The organism is Streptomyces sp. NBC_01591 (genome assembly GCF_035918155.1).
GTDB lineage: Bacteria > Actinomycetota > Actinomycetes > Streptomycetales > Streptomycetaceae > Streptomyces.
Genome location: NZ_CP109327.1, coordinates 3,235,726 through 3,258,106, shown reverse-complemented (window position 1 = coordinate 3,258,106; position 22,381 = coordinate 3,235,726). Strand labels below are relative to the sequence as shown.

21 protein-coding genes, 1 tRNA gene and 1 pseudogene are annotated in these 22,381 nt (G+C 71.9%); 9 read left to right on the top strand and 14 right to left on the bottom strand.

Annotated elements, in window-relative coordinates:
* Window positions 1-32: 32 nt before the first annotated feature.
* The 4 genes from OG978_RS15110 to OG978_RS15095 are packed head-to-tail and all read right to left on the bottom strand — an operon-like array spanning window position 33 to window position 5,029.
* Window positions 33-1,367, bottom strand: a complete 1,335-nt coding sequence (locus OG978_RS15110; RefSeq protein ID WP_326765734.1) for an AAA domain-containing protein — start codon at window positions 1,365-1,367, stop codon at window positions 33-35.
* Entirely contained in the window at window positions 1,364-2,974 is a 1,611-nt protein-coding gene (locus tag OG978_RS15105) for a hypothetical protein (protein ID WP_326765733.1), read from the bottom strand. The genes OG978_RS15110 and OG978_RS15105 overlap by 4 nt, the downstream gene beginning before the upstream one ends.
* Window positions 2,965-4,152 (bottom strand): hypothetical protein, encoded by a 1,188-nt coding sequence (locus tag OG978_RS15100; RefSeq protein ID WP_326765732.1) that lies wholly within the window; start codon window positions 4,150-4,152, stop codon window positions 2,965-2,967. The genes OG978_RS15105 and OG978_RS15100 overlap by 10 nt, the downstream gene beginning before the upstream one ends.
* On the bottom strand, window positions 4,037-5,029 hold the full coding sequence (locus tag OG978_RS15095) for a phosphatase PAP2 family protein (RefSeq protein WP_442817691.1): 993 nt from the start codon (window positions 5,027-5,029) through the stop codon (window positions 4,037-4,039). The genes OG978_RS15100 and OG978_RS15095 overlap by 116 nt, the downstream gene beginning before the upstream one ends.
* Window positions 5,030-5,275: 246 nt before the next feature.
* Between OG978_RS15095 and OG978_RS15090 the strand changes: the two genes are divergently transcribed.
* Window positions 5,276-5,872, top strand: a complete 597-nt coding sequence (locus tag OG978_RS15090; protein WP_326765731.1) for a histidine phosphatase family protein — start codon at window positions 5,276-5,278, stop codon at window positions 5,870-5,872.
* Window positions 5,873-5,958: 86 nt separating this feature from the next.
* Here OG978_RS15090 and OG978_RS15085 read toward each other — a convergent pair whose 3' ends face one another.
* Complete coding sequence (locus OG978_RS15085) at window positions 5,959-7,317, bottom strand: tetratricopeptide repeat protein (protein ID WP_326765730.1); 1,359 nt, start codon at window positions 7,315-7,317, stop codon at window positions 5,959-5,961.
* A gap of 253 nt (window positions 7,318-7,570) precedes the next feature.
* Between OG978_RS15085 and OG978_RS15080 the strand changes: the two genes are divergently transcribed.
* The 4 genes and pseudogenes from OG978_RS15080 (at window position 7,571) to OG978_RS15065 (ending at window position 9,591) form a co-directional block, all read left to right on the top strand.
* The gene (locus OG978_RS15080) at window positions 7,571-8,017 is read left to right on the top strand and encodes a hypothetical protein (RefSeq protein ID WP_326765729.1); all 447 of its coding nucleotides are present in this window, start codon (window positions 7,571-7,573) and stop codon (window positions 8,015-8,017) included.
* Window positions 8,018-8,125: 108 nt separating this feature from the next.
* Window positions 8,126-9,106: a spermidine synthase gene (locus tag OG978_RS15075; protein WP_442817690.1), complete on the top strand. Its 981-nt coding sequence runs from the start codon at window positions 8,126-8,128 to the stop codon at window positions 9,104-9,106.
* A gap of 7 nt (window positions 9,107-9,113) precedes the next feature.
* A pseudogene (locus tag OG978_RS15070) lies at window positions 9,114-9,317 on the top strand (beta-glucosidase); the annotation flags it as partial.
* A complete protein-coding gene (locus tag OG978_RS15065) occupies window positions 9,316-9,591 on the top strand; it encodes a substrate-binding domain-containing protein (protein WP_442817689.1) in 276 nt (91 codons plus the stop codon). The pseudogene OG978_RS15070 and the gene OG978_RS15065, both read left to right, overlap by 2 nt.
* Before the next feature lie 81 nt (window positions 9,592-9,672).
* Here the strand turns inward: OG978_RS15065 and OG978_RS15060 are convergent.
* From OG978_RS15060 to OG978_RS15050, 3 genes are all read right to left on the bottom strand, one after another.
* Window positions 9,673-9,745: transfer RNA gene (locus OG978_RS15060), tRNA-His, on the bottom strand.
* A 126-nt stretch (window positions 9,746-9,871) separates the two neighbouring features.
* The gene (gene orn / locus OG978_RS15055) at window positions 9,872-10,474 is read right to left on the bottom strand and encodes an oligoribonuclease (RefSeq protein WP_326765728.1); all 603 of its coding nucleotides are present in this window, start codon (window positions 10,472-10,474) and stop codon (window positions 9,872-9,874) included.
* Between the two features lie 9 nt (window positions 10,475-10,483).
* Window positions 10,484-11,719, bottom strand: coding sequence for a helix-turn-helix domain-containing protein (locus OG978_RS15050; protein ID WP_326765727.1), 1,236 nt, complete (start codon window positions 11,717-11,719; stop codon window positions 10,484-10,486).
* Between the two features lie 979 nt (window positions 11,720-12,698).
* On the opposite strand from OG978_RS15050, the gene OG978_RS15045 reads away from it, so the two are divergent.
* Complete coding sequence (locus tag OG978_RS15045; protein WP_326765726.1) at window positions 12,699-13,220, top strand: universal stress protein; 522 nt, start codon at window positions 12,699-12,701, stop codon at window positions 13,218-13,220.
* A 353-nt stretch (window positions 13,221-13,573) separates the two neighbouring features.
* Here the strand turns inward: OG978_RS15045 and glmS are convergent, their stop codons facing one another.
* The 3 genes from glmS to OG978_RS15030 all read right to left on the bottom strand — a co-directional run bounded on the left by glmS (window position 13,574) and on the right by OG978_RS15030 (window position 16,706).
* Entirely contained in the window at window positions 13,574-15,403 is a 1,830-nt protein-coding gene (gene glmS / locus OG978_RS15040; RefSeq protein ID WP_326765725.1) for a glutamine--fructose-6-phosphate transaminase (isomerizing), read from the bottom strand.
* A 43-nt stretch (window positions 15,404-15,446) separates the two neighbouring features.
* Window positions 15,447-15,722 (bottom strand): hypothetical protein, encoded by a 276-nt coding sequence (locus OG978_RS15035; protein WP_072489218.1) that lies wholly within the window; start codon window positions 15,720-15,722, stop codon window positions 15,447-15,449.
* A gap of 87 nt (window positions 15,723-15,809) precedes the next feature.
* A complete protein-coding gene (locus tag OG978_RS15030) occupies window positions 15,810-16,706 on the bottom strand; it encodes a DUF4429 domain-containing protein (RefSeq protein ID WP_326765724.1) in 897 nt (298 codons plus the stop codon).
* Window positions 16,707-16,841: 135 nt separating this feature from the next.
* Between OG978_RS15030 and OG978_RS15025 the strand changes: the two genes are divergently transcribed.
* Window positions 16,842-18,473: a beta-N-acetylhexosaminidase gene (locus OG978_RS15025; RefSeq protein ID WP_326765722.1), complete on the top strand. Its 1,632-nt coding sequence runs from the start codon at window positions 16,842-16,844 to the stop codon at window positions 18,471-18,473.
* A gap of 90 nt (window positions 18,474-18,563) precedes the next feature.
* Here the strand turns inward: OG978_RS15025 and OG978_RS15020 are convergent, their stop codons facing one another.
* The 3 genes from OG978_RS15020 to OG978_RS15010 all read right to left on the bottom strand — a co-directional run bounded on the left by OG978_RS15020 (window position 18,564) and on the right by OG978_RS15010 (window position 19,730).
* Window positions 18,564-18,923: a hypothetical protein gene (locus OG978_RS15020; RefSeq protein WP_326765721.1), complete on the bottom strand. Its 360-nt coding sequence runs from the start codon at window positions 18,921-18,923 to the stop codon at window positions 18,564-18,566.
* On the bottom strand, window positions 18,920-19,150 hold the full coding sequence (locus OG978_RS15015; RefSeq protein WP_326765720.1) for a hypothetical protein: 231 nt from the start codon (window positions 19,148-19,150) through the stop codon (window positions 18,920-18,922). The genes OG978_RS15020 and OG978_RS15015 overlap by 4 nt, the downstream gene beginning before the upstream one ends.
* A 124-nt stretch (window positions 19,151-19,274) precedes the next feature.
* Window positions 19,275-19,730 carry a MarR family winged helix-turn-helix transcriptional regulator gene (locus tag OG978_RS15010; protein ID WP_326765719.1) on the bottom strand — a complete coding sequence of 152 codons (456 nt, stop codon included), beginning with the start codon at window positions 19,728-19,730 and terminating at the stop codon, window positions 19,275-19,277.
* Window positions 19,731-19,913: 183 nt separating this feature from the next.
* On the opposite strand from OG978_RS15010, the gene OG978_RS15005 reads away from it, so the two are divergent.
* Both OG978_RS15005 and OG978_RS15000 read left to right on the top strand, forming a co-directional pair.
* Window positions 19,914-21,362: an MFS transporter gene (locus OG978_RS15005; RefSeq protein ID WP_326765718.1), complete on the top strand. Its 1,449-nt coding sequence runs from the start codon at window positions 19,914-19,916 to the stop codon at window positions 21,360-21,362.
* A gap of 246 nt (window positions 21,363-21,608) precedes the next feature.
* A complete protein-coding gene (locus OG978_RS15000; RefSeq protein ID WP_326765717.1) occupies window positions 21,609-22,370 on the top strand; it encodes a hypothetical protein in 762 nt (253 codons plus the stop codon).
* Window positions 22,371-22,381 lie beyond the last annotated feature (11 nt).

Genomic DNA, 22,381 nt, shown 5'->3' with positions numbered 1-22,381 from the left:
GGGGCACTGCCGGACCGGGGGTACGGCCGCCGTCACCTCTCCCACCGCACCCGGTGCTCCGCCAGATGCGCCAGCACCGAATGGTTCGCCTCCCAGCCGTCCGGGAACTTCACCGTGACGCCCAGCTGCACCGGCTCCGTCGACGGGTGCTCGTCCAGCAGCTCGGTGACGCCCGCCCGGCACACCACGATGCAGGCGTGCCGATGGCGCGAAGCCAGCACGCAGAGCCGGCCCGTCTCCAGGTGGAAGGCCGTGGCGTCCGGGCGGCCGGAGAGCGGGTGCAGGACCACCGTCACATCGAACTCGCGGCCCTGGAGCCGGTTCGCCGTGTCCACTGCGACGCCGCTCACACCCAGCTCCGCGAGCGCCGCCCGCACCGCCGCGGCCTGGTCGCGATGGGCGGTGCCGACCGCGACCCGGTCCGCCGTCACCGGAACCGGGTCGGGGGAGCGCTCGCTCGTCGCCGCGCCGCCCCGGTCCAGCAGCCGGCGGACGACCAGGGCCACCGCGCGCACCGCCTCCGGGTCGGTGCGCGGGGTGTGCCTGGCCGGGAGTTCGAGCAGACCCCAGCCGGACTCCGCGGCCTCGTCCAGCACCCGGTCCGGGGCCGAGCCGTCGGACGCCACACCGAACGACAGCCGCCGGTCGCCGTGGTCCGTACCGCTGCGGAACGGGGTGTACGGGTAGAACGCGTCCGAGACCAGCGGCGCGGCGGAGGCGGGCAGCCGCCACGACACCGGCAGCCGGTGCTGCGGCAGTTGGGGATTGTGCGCGAGCAGCGTGGAGACCGCACTCGCGGACGGGTCGTACGAGAGCCCCGCCCACTGGTCCGCGCCCACGATGGAGAACGGGTCCAACTGGCCGGGATCGCCGACGAACAGCGCCCGCTCGAAGAGCCCCGCGACGGCCAGCAGCGCGTCCGAACGCATCTGGTACGCCTCGTCGACGATCGCGTGGCCCCACGGCTCGACGTTCTTCACATGGGCCCACTTCGCTGCCGTCGAGATGACGACGTCGAGCCCGGCGAGATCGGACGCCTTCGCCGACTTCCGTACGTTGGCCAGCCCGTCCAGCACCTTGTCGTACGGGTCGGTGTCATTGCTGTGCAACCGGCCGACCGGCAGCCCCGGATCCTTCTCGGCCAGCCGCACCACCAGGTCGTCGACCTGGGCGTTGGTCTGCGCGACCACCATCAGCGGATGCCCGGCCGACGCGAGTTCGAGGGCGGCGCGCACCACGAGCGTCGACTTGCCCGCGCCCGGCGGGGAGTCCACCACGATGCCGCGCGACGTACCGCCCAGGGTGTCGGCGAGGATCGCGTCGGTCGCCCGCGCGGCCTGGGCGCCCGGGTCGAATACGGCCGTCACAGAAGGTCCTCCGCGGTCACGGGATCGGGGCTCTCGGCGTGCCCGGCAGCGGCGCCCGGCGGCCCGCCGTGCGTCCAGGGCGTCTCCTCCGGGTCCGGCAGCTTCGGGCCGCCGCGCTGATCGTGCTCGAAGAGCGTCCAGGCGATCCGGTCGCCCGGCTCGGGCACCGAACCCGGCGCCGGCTCCTTGCTCCGGCCCATCCGGTCGAGGATCCGCAGCACCAGCAGCGGCGCGCCCCCGTCCGTCGGCTCGGCGTACTCCACGAACTCGGCGGTCTGCGGCCTGCCGTCCAGCGAGCGGTACACCTTGGTGCGCTCGCCGAGATGCGGGTGCTCGTCCGTACGGACCGTGACCAGCGGGCGCGGCGACGGGCGCTTGGACTCGCTGTACGCCATCACCACCTCCGTCACCTCGGCGACGAACGCCTCACCGGCCAGCCGCCGCCCGGCCAGCACCAGCGGATCGTCCAGCGCCTCCTGCGCCTCCAGCTGGGCCTGCGCCGTCTCCCGCGAGGCCAGCTTCTGCGCCGCCGTCACCGCGTCGTCCCGGCGCGGCTGCGGCGGCTCGCCCGAACGCACCCGGTCCCGGTGACCGGTGAACGACCAGCGGTCCCTGGTCCAGCGGTCCTCGGACCTGGACCCCTCGGGGAGCTCCCGCAGCAGGTCGAGCCCCCGCCACACCGCGTCCCACGTCGGCCGCGTCACCCTGGCCAGCAGGGCCCTGATCTCCCGCTCGGCGGCCGTCAGTTCGCCGAGCCGGGCATCGGCCGCCAGACCGTCCTCGGCGGCCGCGAGCGAGGTGCGCGCCCGGTCGTACTTCTCGATGGCGGGCGCCAGCAGCCGGTTGTCGAACGCCGGGTCCGTGGCCGGACCGGCCGGCGGGCACAGCAGCTGTCCCTCGCCGTCCCGCTCCAGCTCGGCACGGAGCGCCGCCGCGGCGCCCGGCTCGCCCGTCGGTGCGTCGATCCAGGCCAGCAGCGCACCCAGATGCTGATCCTCCAGGCTGCTCTGCCCGGTCGCCCAGTGCCGGTTCAGCAGATCGGTCGCGGCGAGCAGCAGCGAGGAGCCGGGCACCCTGGCCCGCTCCCCGTAGTGCGTCAGCCAGCGGCCCAGCAGCGGGACCCGGGCAGGGGCGGGGTACGGGGTGTCGGGGTCGTCCTCGGCCGTGCGCCGGAACCGCATGGAGCGACCCAGCAGCCGGACGAACTCGATGCCCGCCCGGCTCGGCACGACGATCTGCGGCGCGTCCGCGCACAGCTCGACCTCGACCTTGACCTTCTTCCCGGTACCCGGATCGGTCTCGTTGCGCTCGGCCGGCTCGACGACATCCTCGTACGCCTCGATGTGCGGCAGCACCGCCTCGGCCAGCTCGGCGAGGAACGCGAACCGCAGATCCCGGTCGCGCGGCTGCGAGACCGCCAGCAGCCGGGGCGCCTCCCGGTCCGTTCCGACGAGCGCGCCCAGCGGGGCACCCGCCTCACCGGCCGTGGTCAGCGGAACCACGACGAGAGGCCGGTCGGTGAGATGGCGGTGCCGGACCGTCGTCGTCGGCTGCGCCCGGCCGCTCTCCACGGCCTCCAGTCGGGCCAGGGTGCTGATCAGCGACATGCCGGACCGCCCTCCAGCGCCTCGGCGCGCAGGGCCGCCGCGCGCCGCAGGGCCGCGACCGTCGGATCCGCCGGGTCGCCCTCCTTGCCCGCGGCGGCCGCCAGCACCTCGCCCACCGTGGTCAGCCCGCCGAGCTCGCCGCGCACACTCCGCCCCAGCGCCTCCACCGCACCGGCCTCGCGTGCCTTCGCCCGGCAGTGGAAGGCCAGCTCGCAGGCGGCCAGGCACTCCGGGGCGTACGCCGCGCCGACCGATTCGACCGCGGCGTCGAGCTGCTGCCGGGAGCACTCCAGGTCGAAGGTGGTGCCCTCGGGCAGGGTCGCCGCGATGTCCTCGATCCGGGTCAGCCTGGTCAGCTGACGGCGGGTGACCGCGCGCTGCTTGCGTACGTCGACGACCGAGGCGGTGGGCAGATTGGAGAAGTCCTTCGGGCAGACCAGCAGCACCCGGTGGCCGACCTCGGCGCCCTCGGTCAGCTCCGCGATCCGCTCCAGCGCCAGCACATAGACGGCGGACTGCCGGGCCGCCGCGCCGACCTTCGCCGCGTCGGCCGAGCCGTCGATCATGGGGAAGGACTTGATCTCGACGACCGTCCACGTGCCGTCGGGGTGCACCGCCACCGCGTCCGGCTCCAGATAGGCGGGGGAGCCCGCCACCTCCAGGGCCAGCATCGGGTGGTCCAGCAGCGCCCAGCCACCCGCCTCGGTCGCCTCCCGCAGAGCGAGCGCCGTACGCGCCGCGCGGCCCTCGGGGCCCGCCGCGGTCAGATCGGGCACCGAGACCTCGCGCGGCGCCTCACCACCGCCGCCGAGGCGCTCGTGCAGCAGCCGCATCAGCTCCGTGCCGCCGTCGGCCTTGACCTTGGCCTCGAAGGCGTTGCCCCGGACGAAGGCGAACTGCGACTGCCCGAAGGGGGCCGGCGAACCGAGCGCCGTGGCCAGCACCGCCTTGTCCACCCCGGCGCCGTCCAGCAGGGCGCGGCGCCGGCAGCCGGGGTTGGCGGCGAGGGCGGCCAGCGCGCGGGCGTCCAGCGGACGAGGCGGGACGGTCGGTCCTCGCAGCTCAGCGAGCCGCTGCCGGAGCGTCGTCCCCCGCTGCTCCCGCTCCTGCGGGGGCGCCTGGGTCGGCCCGGGGTACGCGACCGGCCGAGGCGCCTGCGTCGGCCGATGCCGCGGCATCGGGGGAGTCTGCGGAGGTGGTCCGCTGGCCAGGGATTCGCTCACCCGCGGAAGTCTTGCATCCGGCACTGACAATCGGGGACTTCGCGACCGGGGCGAACCGTGGGAAGCGCGCTTGGACCCGGTCACCGATCCGGTCCGCGAGACGCATCACGGGCCGGGCCAGCAGGGCTCCGACGCCCATCACGGCGGCGCCCGCGACCGCGTCGAGGAGGTAGTGGTTGGCCGTGCCCATCACCACGAACGTGGTGATCAGGGGGTAGGCGATGCCGGCGGCCCGGATGTACGGGTTCTTGCTGTGGCGCCACAGCAGGATTCCGCACCAGAGTGCCCAGCCGACGTGCAGGCTCGGCATCGCCGCGTACTGATTGGTCATTCCGCCCATGCCGCGCGGGGCGCTGGCCTCCGTGCCCCACCAGCCGTACGAGCTGTACTGGGCCATCGTGTCGACGAAGCCGTACTGGGCCTCCAGCAGCCGGGGCGGGCAGGTCGGCAGCAGGGTGAAGCCGATCAGGCCGAACATCGTGGAGGTCATCAGCCAGGTGCGGGCCCTGCGGTACACCTCCTGGCGGCGGCGGAAGAGCCAGATCAGGACGGCCGGGGTGACGAGGTAGTGCAGGGACGCGTACGCGAAGTCGGAGGGTATGCCGATCGAGGGGTGCGCGGTGAACAGCCGGTTGAGCGGGTGCTCGGCGTTGATGTGGAGCGCCTTCTCCAGGCGCAGGATGCTCAGTCCGTGGTCGACGGCGGTGGACACGTCGCCGCGCGCCACCAGCCGGCCCGCCGAATAGGCCGCGTACACCAGAGCCAGCAGCGGCAGCTCGGTCCACCAACGGGGCCGCGGGCGCGGCACGGGCGCGGTGCTGGCATGCTGCATCCGGAAGCTCTCCATCATGTGTTCATGCGACCGACGGCGGGCGTTCAACCGTACGGCGTGGGTCGGTCGGGGTTCGGCCAGGGGTCCTTTCCGGAGCCCCGGGTGCGTACAGATTTCTCCGCGCAGAGTGGGACGTCGGTTCGGCCCCGAAGGTTGCCTCGCGATCACGTGCGCGATGATGGGAAAACCGGATGATCCGTGTCGTCCCGATCACCGGCCTCAGATCTCAGTTCAGGGAGAGCCGTCATGGCACCGCGTATCCTGCTCGCCCGGCACGGCCAGACGGAATGGTCCGTCAAGGGCAATCACACCGGCAGGACGGACATCCCGCTGCTCGACACCGGCCGTGCGGGCGCGAAGCTCCTCGGCGAGCGGCTGCGGCGCAGGCCGTGGGCGGACCTGCCGGGCCTGGAAGTACGCACCAGCCCGTTGCTGCGGGCCAGGGAGACCTGCGAGATCGCGGGATTCGCGGACCGGGCCGAGCCGTGGGACGCGCTCATGGAGTGGGACTACGGGGCGTACGAGGGGATGACCCCGGCCGAGATCAAGGCGATCCGTCCGGACTGGTTCATCTGGCGTGACGGGGTGCCGGAGGGGGAGACCCTGGCCGAGCTGTCCGCCCGCGCCGACGAGATCGTGGCGTGGGCCCGCTCGGCCGACCGCGATGTGCTGGTCTTCGCCCACGGTCACATCCTGCGGGCGCTGGGGGCGCGGTGGCTCGGCGAGGACGTGTCGTTCGCGGCGCGCATCCGGCTCGATCCGACGTCGCTGTCGGTGCTGGGATGGGCGTACGGCGCGCCCGCGATCGAACGCTGGAACGACACGGGCCACCTGGACCACTAGGCCGTGTCCGTAACGTCCCGCCGTACGCCCGGAGGGCGTCGCGAGCCAGGCGGGACTTCACGGACACGGCCCAGGGCCTCTCGCGTCTACGCGGTGGCGGCCTCCGTCGCCTCCGCGTACCGCTCCAGGAACCCCCGTACCTCCGCCACGTCCCGCTGCGGCATCAGCACCCCCACCGCCTGGGCCAGCATCGCCCGGATGCGGGTCGACTGGACGCGGTCCAGCAGGTCCAGCACCTGATGGCCCGTCGTCGCCGCCTCCGCGGCCCGGCCCGCGCGGGCGAGGTCCCAGGTCAGCTCGGCCCGGTACAGCGCCATGTTCCGGGTGAAGTGCGGGTCCTGGAGCCGGGTGGCCCGCCGCGCGTGCCGGGCCGCCCGCGACCAGTCGCCCAGCGCCGACCAGCACTGCGCCTCCAGCATCTCCAGCTCCGCCTCCCGGAAGAAGGTCATCCATTCCGGATCGGCGTCGGACGGACCGCGCCCGAACGCGGTGTGCGCCCGGCCGATCGCCCGGTCGCAGCCCGTACGGTCCCCGAGCCCCGCCCGGCCCCCCGCCTCCCGCAGCGCGAGCAGCGCCAGCAGCCGGGGCGAGCCCAGCGGCTGCGCCGCCCGCTGTCCGGCCTCCGCCGCGCGCACGGACTCGCGGGGCCGCCCGGTGTCCCGGGCCAGGAACGACGCATTGCAGAACGCATGCGCCTCCAGCCCCGCGTCACCGGCCACCCGCGCCGTGGCGAGCGCCTCCGCATAGTGCGAGCGGGCGTCCTCGAGCCGGCCCGAGTCATGGGCCAGCCAGCCCACCGAGATGGCCAGCTCGCCCGCTCCGGCATGCAGCCTGTCGGCGGTGGAGCGCTTGGTGGCCGTCCCGGAGTCGAGCAGCGCGTACGCCGCCCGCAGCGGCTGGGACGCCCTGCGGTACAGGCCGTCACCGCCGTGCCGGTCGTCGAGCAGCCGGATCTGCCGCACCGCCTTTTCGACGGCGCTCACCTCGGTCTCGCCGACCCTGTGCGGATCGGGCAGGGCGGCGGCAGCGGCGGAGGTGCCACCGAGGCCCAGGCCCAGGGTCGCGGTCGCCATCGCGGTGGTGCCGCCGGTCATGAATACGCGACGCAGCACGTCGCTCTCCTCGTCGGTGTCGCTGTGTAGCGTGGGGGGCGGTGGAGTTTCGGCAGTGGCCCGCGCTCCCCGGCCGCGTACGGATTCACGCGGTGAGAAGCCCAGGTCCGCCAGGGTCGTTCCGGGGAACATGTGCAGGAAGACCCGTTCGTACGCGTAGTTGGGGCAGCGGATCTCCCCGGACTCCACGCGTCCGATGTACCGGGCGTCGCACGCGACCTGCTCGCCGATCTCGCGGGCGGATCTGCGTACCGCGGCAGCGAACTCCCCGGCGGAGCGCGGGCCGCGCAGCCGCCGGAAGGCGAGGTTGGGAACTGCCCCTGTCGACACCATGGGCGAGGACCTCTCTTCTGCAGATCTTCTGCAGCCGGGGCTCCTGCTTCCGGTGTCCCGGCGGGGCAAGAACGTACCCGCTGTGACGAGTCACACATATTGCGTTTGCCGACAAAGAGGACATATTGCCCGCAATCTGCCATGAACTGCCATCCTTTGCGGCGGCGTGGCACCGTAGCCCTTGACGCCGTCGGCGCGTTGGTCCCTGAGGAGACGGAATCCGGCTCCGCCCGGCGATGAGAGGAGAGGTCCCTTGTTGCATCTCGGCACGGAGACCGACTCGGGGACGACTGCGACGACCCCGGCCGCGACGGGCGCTCCGGCGCCCACCACAGCCACCGAGGACCACGGCGGCGAACCCTGCGAGCTGGTGACCGTTCCGGCCCGCCAGGGTCTGGAGGCCGTGGACATCCTGCGCCGGGACGCCGAGCAGGACGTCGGCCCGGTCCTGCACGACGGCGCCTGTGACACCCTCGGCTTCCTCGTGCCCCCGGGCACCGCCGAGGCGTGGGACGTACCGGGCAGCGCCTGTACGCAGACCGCAGGCCGCGGGCTGCGCATCCCCGCCGAGCCGCCCGTCACCGGCAGCGGCTGGCTGCTGCCGCCCGAGGACGACGCCCCGGTCACCGACCCGGCCGTGCTGCGGGCCGCCCTCGACCAGGCGGCCCGGCTGATCGAAGCGGCCGACAACTGCCGCTGACCGCCGGTTCCTCTCCCGCGCCCATAATGGGCAGGTGGGCGGGTTTCCCCGGCACGGCCGGTTCCGTACCGGTCCGGAGCGAAGAGCAGTGAGCAGGCACGAGCAGCGGTGGCACGTCGAGGAGCGTCGAGCGGGGGTGCGGGCGCCCGTAAGCGATCCGACCGCAAGGCCGGGAACAGGACCGAGCAGGCCGGGAACAGGGCCGAGGGCAAGGACGGGGGCAGGGCCGAACGCGGTGCCGGGCGCGCCGGGCGCAGGACGGAGCCCCTCGCCGAACCGGTGGACGGTTCCCTCGCCGAGCTGGTGCCCGACCGGGAGCGGCCGCACGCCTGGACGCTGACGCTGGACGGCGCCCCGCAGTCCCACGTGGACCTCGACGACCCCACGTTCCTCTCCTTCGAGTACCAGCGCAGGATCGGCCACATCGCCGATCTCGTCGCACCCCCCGGACAGCCCCTGCACGTGGTGCACCTGGGCGGCGGGGCCTTCACGCTCGCCCGCTACATCGCCGCGACCCGCCCCCGTTCCACCCAGCAGGTCATCGAGGTGGACGCCGCACTCGTCCAACTGGTCCGCCGGGAACTGCCGTTGGACCCGCAGGCCAGAATCCGGGTCAGGGCCACCGACGCCCGCGCCGGGCTCGGGAAGATCCAGGACGGCTGGGCGGATCTCGTCATCGCCGATGTCTTCAGCGGGGCCCGTACCCCCGCACACCTCACCAGCACCGAGTTCCTCGCCGAGGTCCGCCGGGTCCTGAAACCCGGCGGGAGCTATGTCGCCAACCTCGCGGACGGGCCGCCGCTGACCCATCTGCGCGGCCAGATCGCCACCGCGGCCACGATCTTCCCCGAACTGGCGCTCGCCGCCGACCCGACCGTGTGGCGCGGCCGCCGCTTCGGCAACGCCGTGCTGCTCGCCTCGGACCTGCCGCTGAAGGTTGCGGAGCTGACCCGCCGGGTCGCGACCGACCCGCATCCCGGACGTGTCGAACACGGGCGGGTGCTGGCCGACTTCACCGGCGGCGCGGCGGCGGTGAGCGACGCGGACGCCAGGCCGTCCCCGGCGCCGCCGCCCTCGGCCTTCGGGTAGAACCCGCGGTCTCAACCTCCACCACGTCCGCTCGCTGACCGGCAGCGCGGCCGACGCCCGCCGGATCGACGCGGTGGGCAACCGGATCTTCACCGGCCCGATGCTGCGCGGTGCGTACCCGGAGGACCTGATCGCCGGCACCTCGCACCTGGTCGACTGGCCGAAGCTGGTCCAGGACGGCGACCTGGCCGCCATCTCCCGCCCGATCGATGACGGTCTTCGCCGCCTCCGACGTCATGGCCGCAGGCGCCCGCCAGGCGCTGGGCGAGGCCGGCCGGCGCATCCCGGACGATGTGGCCCTCATCGGCTTCGACGACTCGGCGGTGGCCCGCCACCTGGACCCGGCCCTCACCAGCGTGCGCCAGCCGATCGAGGAGATGGGCCGCACGATGGCCCGCGTACTGCTCAAGGAGATCGCGAGCGAGACCCAGGAGTATCCGCAGATCGTGCTCCCCACCGAACTGGTCGTCCGCGACTCCTCGTGACGGCCGTCACACGGCGGCCCGCTGAGGGGGGCTCAGACACGAGAAGGGCCCCGGTCCGAAGACCGGGGCCCTTCCCTTCAGGGTGAGTAACGGGACTCGAACCCGCGACATCCTGGACCACAACCAGGTGCTCTACCATCTGAGCTATACCCACCATGCCCGGTCTTTTTCTGACCGGCCGAGAAAAAGTGTACAGGGTCCGAGAGGGTGCTCGCTCCCCAGTTGTTCAGCCGCTGATCCCAGCCCCCGAAAGGGCTATGACCAGCGGCTTCACAAGGTCCTACGGTGCGGGCGGCGCGACGCGTGCCGCGATGGCCTTGGCGCGCTCCGAGTCCGGACCGGGCTGCGGCACGAAGACCGCCTCACGGTAGTAGCGCAGCTCCGTGATGGAGTCACGGATGTCCGCGAGCGCCCGGTGGTTGCCGTTCTTGGCCGGGCTGTTGAAGTACGCCCTCGGGTACCAGCGGCGCGCCAGCTCCTTGATCGAGGAGACATCGACGATCCGGTAGTGGAGGTAGCGCTCCAGGGCCGCCATGTCCCGCGCCAGGAAGCCGCGGTCGGTGGAGACCGAGTTCCCGCAGAGCGGGGCCTTGCCGGGCTCCTTCACATGCTCGCGGACATAGTTCAGCACCTGGGCCTCGGCGTCGGCCAGGGTGGTGCCCCCGGCCAGCTCGTCGAGGAGACCCGAGGCGGTGTGCATCTGCCGCACCACCTCGGGCATGGTCTCCAGGGCCGCGTCCGGCGGGCGGATCACGATGTCCACCCCTTCACCGAGCACGTTCAGCTCCGAGTCGGTGACCAGCGCGGCCACCTCGATGAGTGCGTCTTCCGTCAACGAGAGCCCGGTCATCTCGCAGTCGATCCACACCATGCGATCGTTCATGGCCCCACCCTACGGGGCACTCCGTTGACCCGGCAGGGTCGGGCGTCCGGTCGTGTACGCGTCGGGGCCGGGTTTCCCCTGCTCCGACTGGCCCGGGCCGGGCGGCGGCGACGTGATGACATGCGGGCCCGGCGGCGTGGCCGTGGCCGTGGCACGCCGGACCGACGCACCGCCCTGGGCGGGCACGACCGGCTCGGTCACCGCGGCCACGGGCTCCGCGCCACCGCCCTGCGGACGGCGGGCCCGGTAGGCGGCCCGGTACGCGGCGGGGGAGGAGCCCAGCTGACGCCGGAAGTGTCCGCGCAGCGCGACCGGCGAGCGGAAGCCGCAGCGGCCCGCCACCTCGTCGACCGAGTACTCGGACGTCTCCAGCAGCCGCTGCGCCTGCAGCACCCGCTGGGTGATCAGCCACTGGAGCGGTGCGCTGCCGGTGAGCGAACGGAACCTGCGGTCGAAGGTCCGCCTGCTCATGTAGGCGCGCGCGGCCAGCGTCTCCACGTCGAACTGCTCGTGCAGATGCTCCAGCGCCCAGGCCACGACCTCGGCGAGCGGGTCGGAGCCGATCTCCTCTGGTAAAGACCTGTCGAGATAGCGCTCCTGGCCGCCACTGCGCCGCGGCGGCACGACGAGCCGACGGGCCAGTGCCCCGGCGGCCTCCGTGCCGTGGTCCGTGCGGACTATGTGCAGACAGAGATCAATCCCGGCGGCCGTTCCGGCGGAGGTGAGCACATCGCCGTCGTCGACGAAGAGCTCACGCGGATCGACGTGGACCGACGGGTAGCGCTTGGCCAGCGTCGGTGCGTACATCCAGTGTGTCGTCGCCGGGCGGCCGTCCAGCAGGCCCGCGGCGGCGAGCACGAACGCGCCCGTGCACAGCCCGACGATGCGGGCGCCCTCCTCGTGGGCGCGGCGCAACGCCTCCAGCGCCTCGGCGGGCGGCGGCGAGGTGATCGAACGCCAGGCGGGCACCACCACGGTGCCGGCCCTGCTGATCGCCTCCAGCCCGTAGGGCGCGGTGAGTTCGAGTCCCCCGGTGGTCCGCAGCGGCCCTTCTTCCCCGCCGCAGACGAGGAGTCGGTAGCGCGGAACTCCCGCGTCCTGGCGGTCGATTCCGAACACGGAAAGCGGGATCGAACTCTCGAAGATGGGGCCGCCGCTGAACAGCAGCACGGCGACGACTTCTCGTCGTCGACGGCCACTGAGCTTCCGTACAGCCTCCGTTGCGGCGGCGGAGTCCTGGCTCATGACGCTAAGCCCCCCTCGGTGTTCGCGTCTCCCTGGTCCTTACGGGCCTGTCGCACCTGCACTTGTCCCCTCGGTCCTGCACGAGTTCCCCGGACATTCGAAACCCAAGATCGAATCTACTGCGTCCCGTGGTGCCGGCGTGACAAGTTCACCAACCGGCGTTATGTCGACAAGGCAACTTGGCGGGAAGCATTCGATCACGAAGCGTTTCATCCGGCGGCCGTGCAGGGAAGGGCGCCTGGCGTTCATGGCCCGTCCCCGTTGGGTGGAAGCGTACCGCGCGGTCTCTTCCTGCCTGGTGACAAGGGGGTTGATCGGCCAATTCGGCAAGGTATCGGCATGGGTGTGAAGTTGGCTGAAAATAGACGGTTGTGCATGTGTGATTCAGTCATTGAACCGGCGCACAACCCGGGTGATCAACCGCTTCTTTGCGCCCCCTGGGCAGGTCGGACGGCTGATCGTACGGAATGGGCCGGTGGCAACCGGCTGCGATCGGATTCCGCCGGGCGGGCCGGTGTCGGATCCCGGCCGGGCGGGCCGGTGTCGGATCCCGGCCGGGCGGATCGCCGCGAACGGGACGGACGGTCCGGAAGGGGTGCGATGTGACTCGCGGGGTCGGGTCGCCGGCCCCGGCGGTCGGCGGCGGGGTGGTGATCCATTCGGCGGCCGACCGGGAGGACGGAGCTCCTCCGGCGCCCCGGAGGGGTGACGGATACGGCTCCGTCCGGTCACCGAGGGCGGCCGCCCGGGCCCGGTGGCGTCGGTGTACAGCACAAGCGGCATTGCCATACGGGTCCGCCTCGGGCATGCTCCGTGAAACGTCGCGCGCGCTTTGCGCGGGTCTGGGCAGTGGAGGAGTGGCGCCGTACCCTTGGGGGTAAGGGGTTGGGAAGATGATTCCCGGACACCGCAACACCGCCCGCTGACGCACCTTCCCCAAGTCGCTCTCCTCACGAGGACTCTCTTCGCCGAGACACCGATGGCCGGTCACGAAATCCCCGAACCCGCCGACCGTAAGCAGGTGGCCGACCACGTGTCGGACCCGCAGACGGTCGAAGAAACACGTCATTCGTGCGATCCCGCGTTCCGTCACGGGGTCGTGGTCGGCTTCGACGGCTCGACCTCCAGTGAGCGCGCCCTCGCCTATGCCATCGGAATGGCCCGAAGATCGGGTTCCGGCCTGATCATCGTCCATGTCGCCAACCGGCTGCCGACCACGGTCTGGGCAGGCTGCGAGCCGCCCGTCTTCGTGGATGTGCCCGATCACCGCACCGAGGTGCTCGGCCTGGAGCTCGCCTGCGCGGACTACCTCTCCGAGGTTCCCTGGGTCCTCGTCGAGCGGGGCGGGGACATCTGCCACGAGCTGGAGGAGGTCGGCCGGGAGTACTCGGCCGACGCCATCGTCGTCGGCTCCACGCACGGCATCGTCGGCCGCATCTTCGGCTCGGTGGCGGGGCGCCTCGCGCGGCGTGCGCAGCGCCCGGTCGTCGTCATCCCCTGAACGCCCGACGCCCCGGCGACCTCTTCCGTCACTCCCGTGGTCCGGTGTGACGTCCTCGTTCCGCATGGCGTCAAATCGCCTGCGTAAACCGGCAGTTGATGTACGGACGGAAACGGATCGTGCGCTCGCGAAGGGGGTTCGCCGTTGACGGCGACATCTCTGCGGGAAGCGCCGGTACCTCCGCCCGCGGCCATCTCGCCCCGGGACGCGCCCTGTTGGCGTCGGGTATCGGTCACACCGGGGTCGTGGACGGCGGCCCGCCGAAGGCGAGCGGCCCCGTACCCGCGGTGGCGGCGGGTACGGGGCCGTTCTGTGCGTATGGGCGTGCGTACGGGCTGTCCCGTACGCGGGGTCTACTCGACGGTGACGGACTTCGCCAGGTTGCGCGGCTTGTCGATGTCACGGCCCATGGCCAGCGCCGTGTGGTACGCGAAGAGCTGGAGCGGGATGCCCATCAGGATCGGGTCCAGCTCGTTCTCGTTCTTCGGTACGACGATGGTGTGGTCGGCCTTCTCCTGAACCTGGTGGGCGACGGCGAGGATGCGGCCGCTGCGGGCCTTGATCTCCTCCATCGCGGCGCGGTTCTTCTCCAACAGGTCGTCGTCCGGCACGATCGCGACCGTCGGCATCGCGGGCTCGATCAGCGCCAGCGGCCCGTGCTTCAGCTCCGAGGCCGGGTACGCCTCGGCGTGGATGTACGAGACCTCCTTGAGCTTCAGAGAGGCCTCACGGGCGACGGGGTAGCCGCGCACCCGGCCGATGAACATCATCGACTTGGCGTCCGCGTACTCGGCCGCCATCTTCTTGATCTCGTCCTCGTTCGCCAGGATCTCGCTGATCTGGCCGGGCAGCCTGCGCAGCCCCTCGATGATCCGCTTGCCGTCGGCGACCGACAGGTCCCGGATCCGGCCCAGGTGCAGGGCGAGCAGCGCGAACGCGACGACCGTGTTGGTGAAGCACTTGGTGGAGACGACGCACACCTCGGGGCCGGCGTGGACGTACGTACCGCCGTCGGCCTCCCGGGCGATCGCCGAACCCACCACGTTGACGACACCGAGCACCCGGGCGCCCTTGCGCTTGAGCTCCTGGACGGCGGCCAGCACGTCGTACGTCTCACCGGACTGCGAGACCGCGACGTACAGCGTGTCCGGGTCGACGACCGGGTTGCGGTAGCGGAACTCGGAGGCGGGCTCGGCGTCCGCGGGGATACGGGCCAGCTCCTCGATCAGCTGCGCGCCGATCTGGCCCGCGTGGTACGAGGTGCCGCAGCCCAGGATCTTGATCCGGCGGACCCCGCGCGCCTCGCGGGCGTCCAGGTTGAGGCCGCCCAGGTGCACGGTGGCGAAGCGGTCGTCGATCCGGCCGCGCAGCACCCGGTCGACGGCGTCGGCCTGCTCGGAGATCTCCTTGTGCATGTACGTGTCGTGGCCGCCCATGTCGTACGACTCGGCCTCCCACTCCACGGTGGTCGGCGTGGCCGTCGTGGACGAGCCCTCCGTGGTGTACGTACGGAAGTCGTCGGCCTTGAGGGTGGCCATCTCGCCGTCGTCCAGGGTGACGACCTGGCGGGTGTGGGCGACCAGCGCGGCGACGTCCGAGGCGACGAACATCTCCTTCTCGCCGATGCCGAGCACGACCGGGGAGCCGTTGCGGGCGACCACGATGCGGTCGTTGAAGTCGGCGTGCATGACGGCGATGCCGTACGTGCCCTCGACCGAGCGCAGCGCCTCGCGGACCTTCTCCTCCAGGGTCTCCGCCTGGGCACGGGCGATCAGGTGGACCAGCACCTCGGTGTCGGTCTCGGAGAGGAAGACGACACCGTCGGCGACGAGCTTCGCACGGAGTTCGGAGGCGTTGTCGATGATGCCGTTGTGGACGACGGCGACCTTGTTGTCGGCGTCCAGGTGCGGGTGCGCGTTCTCGTCGCTCGGGGCGCCGTGGGTGGCCCAGCGGGTGTGGGCGATACCGGTGGTGCCGGTGAAGCGCTTGGGAACGCGGGCCTCCAGCTCGCGGACCCGGCCCTTCGCCTTGACCATCCTCAGCGCGGCGGGCTTGCCGGCCGACGCCTTGCCGGTGATGACGATGCCCGCGGAGTCGTAACCCCGGTACTCCAGCCGCTGCAGCCCTTCCAGCAGCAGCGGAGCCACGTCACGCTTCCCGATGTATCCGACGATTCCGCACATAAAGTCTCTGCCCCTCCATCGACGTACCTGTGGTGCCCGTTGCTCAGCCGTAGACGATGCGGCGCAGCTGGCGGAGCGAGAGCTCCGGCGGCGCGACCGCCCGGTGCGGCAGCTCGGCCGCGATCCGCTCGAAGATCTCCGCGTTGACCAGGCCGCCGGACTGCAGTTCGCGGTGGCGGCGCCGGACGAAGTCGTCGGTCGTCTCGTCGAAGTACGCCAGCACGTCAAGGATCACCCGGGCGGCTTCACCGCGCTGGAGCGCGGTGCTGCGCACCAGGTGGTCGATGAGGTCGTCATGCGACGGGCGGCGTTCGAGCACTCGTTGATATTGCTGTGGGCGGGGCGCTTACGCAACAATTCTGCCCGATATCGGGCAGGGTCGGGTGTGATTGCGGTCTCGGACCGCCTACAGGCTCTTGAGCACGGCCTGTTTGGCGGCGGTGAACTCGTCGTCGGTGAGGACCCCGGACCGGTGCAGCTCGCCGAGCTCGCGCAGCCGGCGCAGCAGCGCGTCGTGATCGTCGCCGGACGGTGCCGGTGCGGCCGGGGCCGCGATCTCCGCGGGCGCGGCGCTCCCGGGGGCCGGGCCCGCCCCCGCCGCCGCGTCGGGCAGCCGTACCAGGACCGCCGCCGCGACCAGGACCGCCGTGTACTCCTTCTTGGACAGCCCCCACAGATCCAGTGAGTACGGGTCGTCCTCGGGTGCCGGGGCCGACGCCGGGCCCTCGCGCCGTACGAAGCGCAGATGCCCGTTCTCCAGACCCATGGGGGGCACCCAGTGCACGCCGGTCACCTCCGACACCGGGAACGCGACCGGGCCGCCCGAGATCTTGTCCTCATTGGCCTTCCAGTTCCAGGTGAGGCGGACGGTCTCCCCGTCGAACGAGGCCGTGCCGTCCCCGCCGCCACCGGCGACCGGCACCGAGGGCCCCGGCAGCAGGAAGGCGTCCACCGCGCCGGTGGGCACCTGCTCGACCAGCAGGGCGTTGCGCACCTCGTCGACGAAGTACTCCGCCAGCCCGCTCCGGTCCTTCTCCACGGCCAGTTGGTAGGGATCCGAGGCGTCCTTGAGCCGGCCGCCGGCCGCGCGCAGGACCGGGCACGCGCCGTCGCGCAGCCGCAGTCGCAGCCGGCCGCCCTTGCGGTCCGGCTCGAAGGAGATGCCCGCCAGCGCCTGCAGCGGGACGACGCATTCCCCCAGCTCCTGCCGGAGCGGGTGGACGCCCTTCCCCCGGCCCGGCACGATCCGCACCGTTTCGCCGTCGAAGGTCCAGGTTCCGTCGCGCTGTGTTATTTCCGCCATGGGCAGATTCTGTCAGCCGCATGAACGGGGAAGTGGTCTACACCTTGACCATCCGTGAGGCGCACGATACGCATGGTGATGGTTCGGTTGCTCAGGAGATCCACAGGTGTGAACCCGTCGAAAGGGACCCGGCTTGTGAGACTGCACAGGACACAGCGCACCGCCCTTCCCCGCCTTCTCGGCTCGCTGCTGCTCGTCACGGCGGCCGGGATCTCCAGTATCGGCGCGGCACCGGAAGGACCGGCGGCGAACAGCGGCCCGGCCGCCGCCGCCTCGCCCCGCCCGCTCGACCAGATCGTGCCCGCCCCCGTCGAGGCCAGGCCCGGTGGCACTCCGTACACGATCACGGCGGACACCAGGATCCGCGTCGCAGGCTCCGGCGAGGCCCGGCGGATCGGCGACTACCTGGCGGGCGTCCTGCGCCCGTCCACCGGATACGCGCTGCCGGTCACCGGCGACGCCGGCAACGGCATCCGGCTGCGCCTCGACCCCCACAACGGCGAACTGGGCACCGAGGGCTACAGCCTGAAGTCCGGCCGAGGCGCCGTCACCATCACCGCACGCAAGCCCGCAGGGCTCTTCCACGGCGTCCAGACGCTCCGCCAGCTGCTCCCGGCCGACGTGGAGAAGAAGAGCCCCCAGAAGGGTCCGTGGACGGTCGCGGGCGGCACGGTCACGGACGCGCCGCGCTACGCGTACCGGAGCGCGATGCTCGACGTCTCACGGCACTTCTTCTCCGTCGGCGAGGTCAAGCGCTACATCGACCAGCTCGCCCTCTACAAGATGAACAAGCTCCATCTGCACCTCTCCGACGACCAGGGCTGGCGGATCGCCATCGACTCCTGGCCGCGGCTCGCCACGTACGGCGGGCAGACGGAGGTCGGCGGCGGCCCCGGCGGTTACTACACGAAGAGCGACTACAAGGAGATCGTCCGGTACGCGGCTTCCCGCTACCTGGAGGTCGTACCGGAGATCGACCTGCCCGGCCACACCAACGCCGCACTCGCCTCGTACGCGGAGCTGAACTGCAACGGGGTCGCGCCGCCGCTGTACACCGGCACCAACGTCGGCTTCAGCTCGCTCTGCGTCCCGAAGGCCGTCACATACGACTTCGTGGACGACGTGGTCCGTGAGCTCGCCGCGCTCACCCCCGGCAAGTACCTCCACATCGGCGGCGACGAGGCGCACTCCACCAGCCACGAGGACTATGTGGCCTTCATGGACAAGGCGCAGGCCATCGTCGGCAAGTACGACAAGACCGTGGTCGGCTGGCACCAGCTGACCGGGGGCACTCCGGTGAAGGGTGCGGTCGCCCAGTACTGGGGCTACGACAGGACGGGCGCCGCCGAGCGCAAGCAGGTCGCGGACGCCGCCGTGAACGGCACGAAGCTGGTGCTGTCCCCGGCCGACCGCAGCTACCTCGACATGAAGTACGACAAGGACACCAAGCTGGGCCTGGCCTGGGCCGGCTACGTCTCGGTCCAGCGCTCGTACGACTGGAACCCGGCGACGTACCTGGCCGGCGCCCCGGAGGATTCGGTCCTCGGCGTCGAGGCGCCGCTCTGGTCGGAGACCCTGACCAGCAGCGACGAGATCGAGCAGATGGCGTTCCCCCGGCTCCCCGGGGTCGCGGAGCTCGGCTGGTCGCCCGCGGCCACGCACGACTGGGACGCGTACAAGGTGCGGCTGGGGGCGCAGGGGCCGCGGCTCTCGGCGCTCGGCGTCAACTACTACCGGGCGCCGCAGGTCCCCTGGGCCGCCGAGTGAGCTGACCGGGGCCGTCCGGCGACCGCGCGCCTCCGGTCGCCGGACGGCCCCGGTGCCCGCGCTCCACTCGTCCCCGGCCGTCGTCGCCGCTCACCAGACCAGGACCCCGCCGCCCACCGACCGGGCCCGCAGCGCGGCCCGGGTGATGTTGGCCAGCCGGGCCGCCACGTAGTCCTCCCGGTAGCCGCTGTGCGCACCGAGCTCCGCCGTGTGCCCGCGCAGCAGCTCGCACTCGGCGAGGAACTCCTCGATGTCCTCCGGCTGTACGTAGAGGTCGTCGGCGGCCAGCTCGGGAAAGAACCGTGCCCCGAGCGCACGGGCGCGCTCCGAGCCCCAGAGCTTGGTCCGGCTGCTCTCGAACCCGGCCATGTCGCTGCCGTCCTCGGGGTCGTCGAGCAGCCGCAGCTTCCCCGGCTCGTCGTACACGAAGGTGTGCACCAGCAGCGTCATGCCCCGAACTCCCCCCGGCAGCCGCCGAGTCCCCCGACGGTGACCTCGACGCTCCGGCACTCCTCCCGGCGTGCCCGGTCCATCCGCAGCCGTTGCAGGGTGACCGGCGCTCCCCGCACGGCCGCGACCGGCGCGAGGCCGTCCAGCAACTCCAGGTCGGGGAGGCGTGGTTCCAGGCGGGGCGTGCGGAGGCGGAGCCCGTACAGGGGCCAGTGCTGCGGCTTCATGGACGGACTCTGCCGCGCGGTGCGGCGCGCTGTCGAGCGGATTGCCCGGTCGGCCGCACCGCGGACCCTTCCGATGAGGCGCCGCGGTCGTGCGAGTCGGGCACGGACCATGTGCCGCGAACGGTCAGGGGCGCGGCCAGGGGCGGCCGCCCAGGCGCTCGATGTCGGTGTTGAAGCGCCTCAGGTAGGTGGCGAAGCCGGAAATGTCCTCGTCCGACCAGTTGGCCATGACCCGCTCCAGGGAGCGGACGAGGCCCTCGCGTTCCGCGTCGAGCATGCGGGCGCCCTCGTCGGTGATCCGGAACTTGCGGGCCATGCCGCCTTCGGGGTCCGGGATGCGTTCCACGAGTCCGGCGCGCATGGCGGCCGCGGTCTGCCGGTTGAGGGTGGAGGCGTCGAGCCCGAAGGCGTCGCTGAGCTCACCGATCGACATCGGCCCCTGGACGCGGACGCGGCTGAGCAGGATGTAGGCGCTGTGGTCCATCAGGCCGTCCTTGCGCCGACCGCCCTTGTTCTGCAGGAGGCCGTGGCGGCTGAGGAGCATCTGCTCGTACTCGACCTCGTGGGTGGGCCTGGTCATGCGCCTGCCGCCTCCTGCTGTCGTCCGGGCGTCCCGGCGTGTTTCCGAATGTCGGCTTCCATTCTCCCACAGGCCCATGCAGCGTACATATGACATGCTCGATGCATAGAGTATGTACGATGCATAATCTCCTTTCGAACCTTCTTCCGAACCCTTTTCCGATACACACCCGAGGAGTCCCGGATGGGCGCCCCCCAGCCATCAACCCGCACCGGCGGCGTCGTCGCCACGCTGGCCATCGCCGGCACCACGGCGGCGATCATGCAGACCCTGGTCACCCCGCTCATCGCGGAGCTGCCGCAGATCCTGAGCACCACCCCCTCGAACGCGGCGTGGGTGATCACCGTCACCCTGCTGGTGTCCGCCGTCTGCGTGCCCGTCTCCGGACGTCTGGGCGACATGGTCGGCAAGCGCCGGATGCTTCTCGTGTGCTCCGTGCCGCTGGTGGTCGGTTCGGTGGTGTGCGCGCTCTCCTCGTCCGTCGTCCCCATGATCGTCGGCCGGGGTCTGCAGGGCATGGGCATGGGCGTGCTGCCACTCGGTATCGCCCTGCTGCGTGATGTGGTCCCGGCGGAGAAGCTCAGCTCCTCCATCGCGCTGGTCAGCGCCTCCATGGGCATCGGCGGCGCGCTCGGCCTGCCGATCGCCGCGGCGGTCGCCCAGTACACGAACTGGCGGGTGCTGTTCTGGGGCTCGGCCGGCCTGGCCACCGTGGTCGCGGTGCTGATCTGGTTCCTGATCCCCGACGTGCCGGCCGGAGCCAAGGGCCAGCGGTTCGACGTGCTCGGTGCGCTCGGTCTCGGGGCGGGCCTGGTCTGCCTGCTGCTCGCGGTCTCCAAGGGCGCTGACTGGGGCTGGGGCTCGGCCACCACGCTCGGCCTGTTCACCGCCGCCGTCGTGGTGCTGCTCGCCTGGGGCCTGTGGGAGCTGCGTACCCGGGACCCGTTGGTCGACCTGCGCACCACCGCGCGTCCCCGGGTGCTGATGACCAACCTCGCCTCCGTCTTCGTCGGCTTCGGCATGTACGCCAGCATGCTGATCTCGCCGCAGCTTCTTCAGCTCCCCTCCGCCACCGGCTACGGCCTGGGCCAGTCGATGCTGGCGGCGGGCCTGTGGCTGGCGCCCGGCGGCATCATGATGATGATCGTCTCCCCGCTCGGCGGAAAGCTCAGTGACGCCCGGGGCCCGAAGTTCACCCTGGTGTGCGGCGTCCTGATCATCGCGGTCGGCTACGGCCTGGCGCTGGTGCTCATGGGCTCCGCGTGGGGCCTCATGGTGGTGGGCATGGTGACCAGCAGCGGTGTCGGCCTGGCGTACGGTGCGATGCCCGCACTGATCATGGGCTCGGTCCCGCTGTCCGAGACCGCCGCCGCCAACGGCTTCAACACGCTCATGCGCTCCCTCGGCACTTCGTTCGGCGCCGCCGTGATCGGCGTGGTCCTCTCCCACATGAACGTCACCATGGGCGGCTACAGCCTCACCTCCGAGGACGGCTTCCGTACGGGACTGCTGATCGGCTGCGGCGTCGCCCTGGTCGCGGCGGCTGTCGCCGCCGCCATCCCGGCCGCGCGCCGCGTCGAGGCCGGAGCCGACACCGACGCCACTCCGGAACAGGCCACGGTCAAAGCCTGACCTGCGGGTTCGCATGACGCCTTCCCGTACCCGTACTCGGGGAGCGGGCGGATCCCCGGCCCGAGCGACATGCGGGCCGACGGCATCGCGGGCAGCCCGGTCCGTCAACCGGCGTTGCACTGCCGCTGGTTGACGGAGCCGGCCCGGGGCGTCGTGTCGGGCCGGCCGGCCGCACCGTCGGCCCCTCCCGGTAAGGTGGCGACCTTCGGACGGCGTCAGCCTCCGGAGCCCCGAAGGCGAACGCCCATGGCACCCCCTGTCCCGCACTCCGCCCGCCGTCGCCTCGACGCCGCACTCGACGGCCTCGCGAGCACCTTCCGCGGAATGACCGCCCATCCCGACGAGCACAACTGCGAGTGCCACTGGGGCAGCGCCGAGGATCTCGCCCGACTGAAGGTCCCGGACGTCGAGTTGGACCACGATCTCCTGCGACGCACCTGGCAGGCTCCCGACTGGAGCGACCACCCGTCGGTGCTGCGCCGGATACTCCCTCAGTTCGCCCGGTCCCTCGTCGCGGGCCGCACCGATCCCTTCCGCGATCCGGACGACATCGGCCGCTCGTTCGCCCGAGGCCGCTGGCAGCAGTGGCCCGACGAACAGGCCGCGGCGGTACGGGAGTTCCTTCACGCCTGGTGGTCCGACACGCTCACCGACCCGACCCCCGCCTTCCCGGCCCACGACCTCCTCGCCCTGAACGCCGAGGCGTCCGGCACGCTCCGCCCGTGGCTCGCCCACTGGGAGTCGCAGTCCGGAACCACGGCCGACCGGCACCTTGTCGCAGCCGCCGACCACTGGGAGTACGAGCTGCTCGGTGACGCTCTTCCCTGGGACGCGTGGGATGACGAGGACGAGAAGCGCGCCGAACTGACGGCCTGGCTGCTGGACCACGCCCGGCCCCGCCTCATCGCCCACGGCGCACCCGACGAACTGCTCCACCGGATACGGCTCCTCGGCCTCACCGGCCCCGCCCGCTGGGAGGACCCGCACTGGCCCGGCCACCGCTACTGACGCACCGGCCC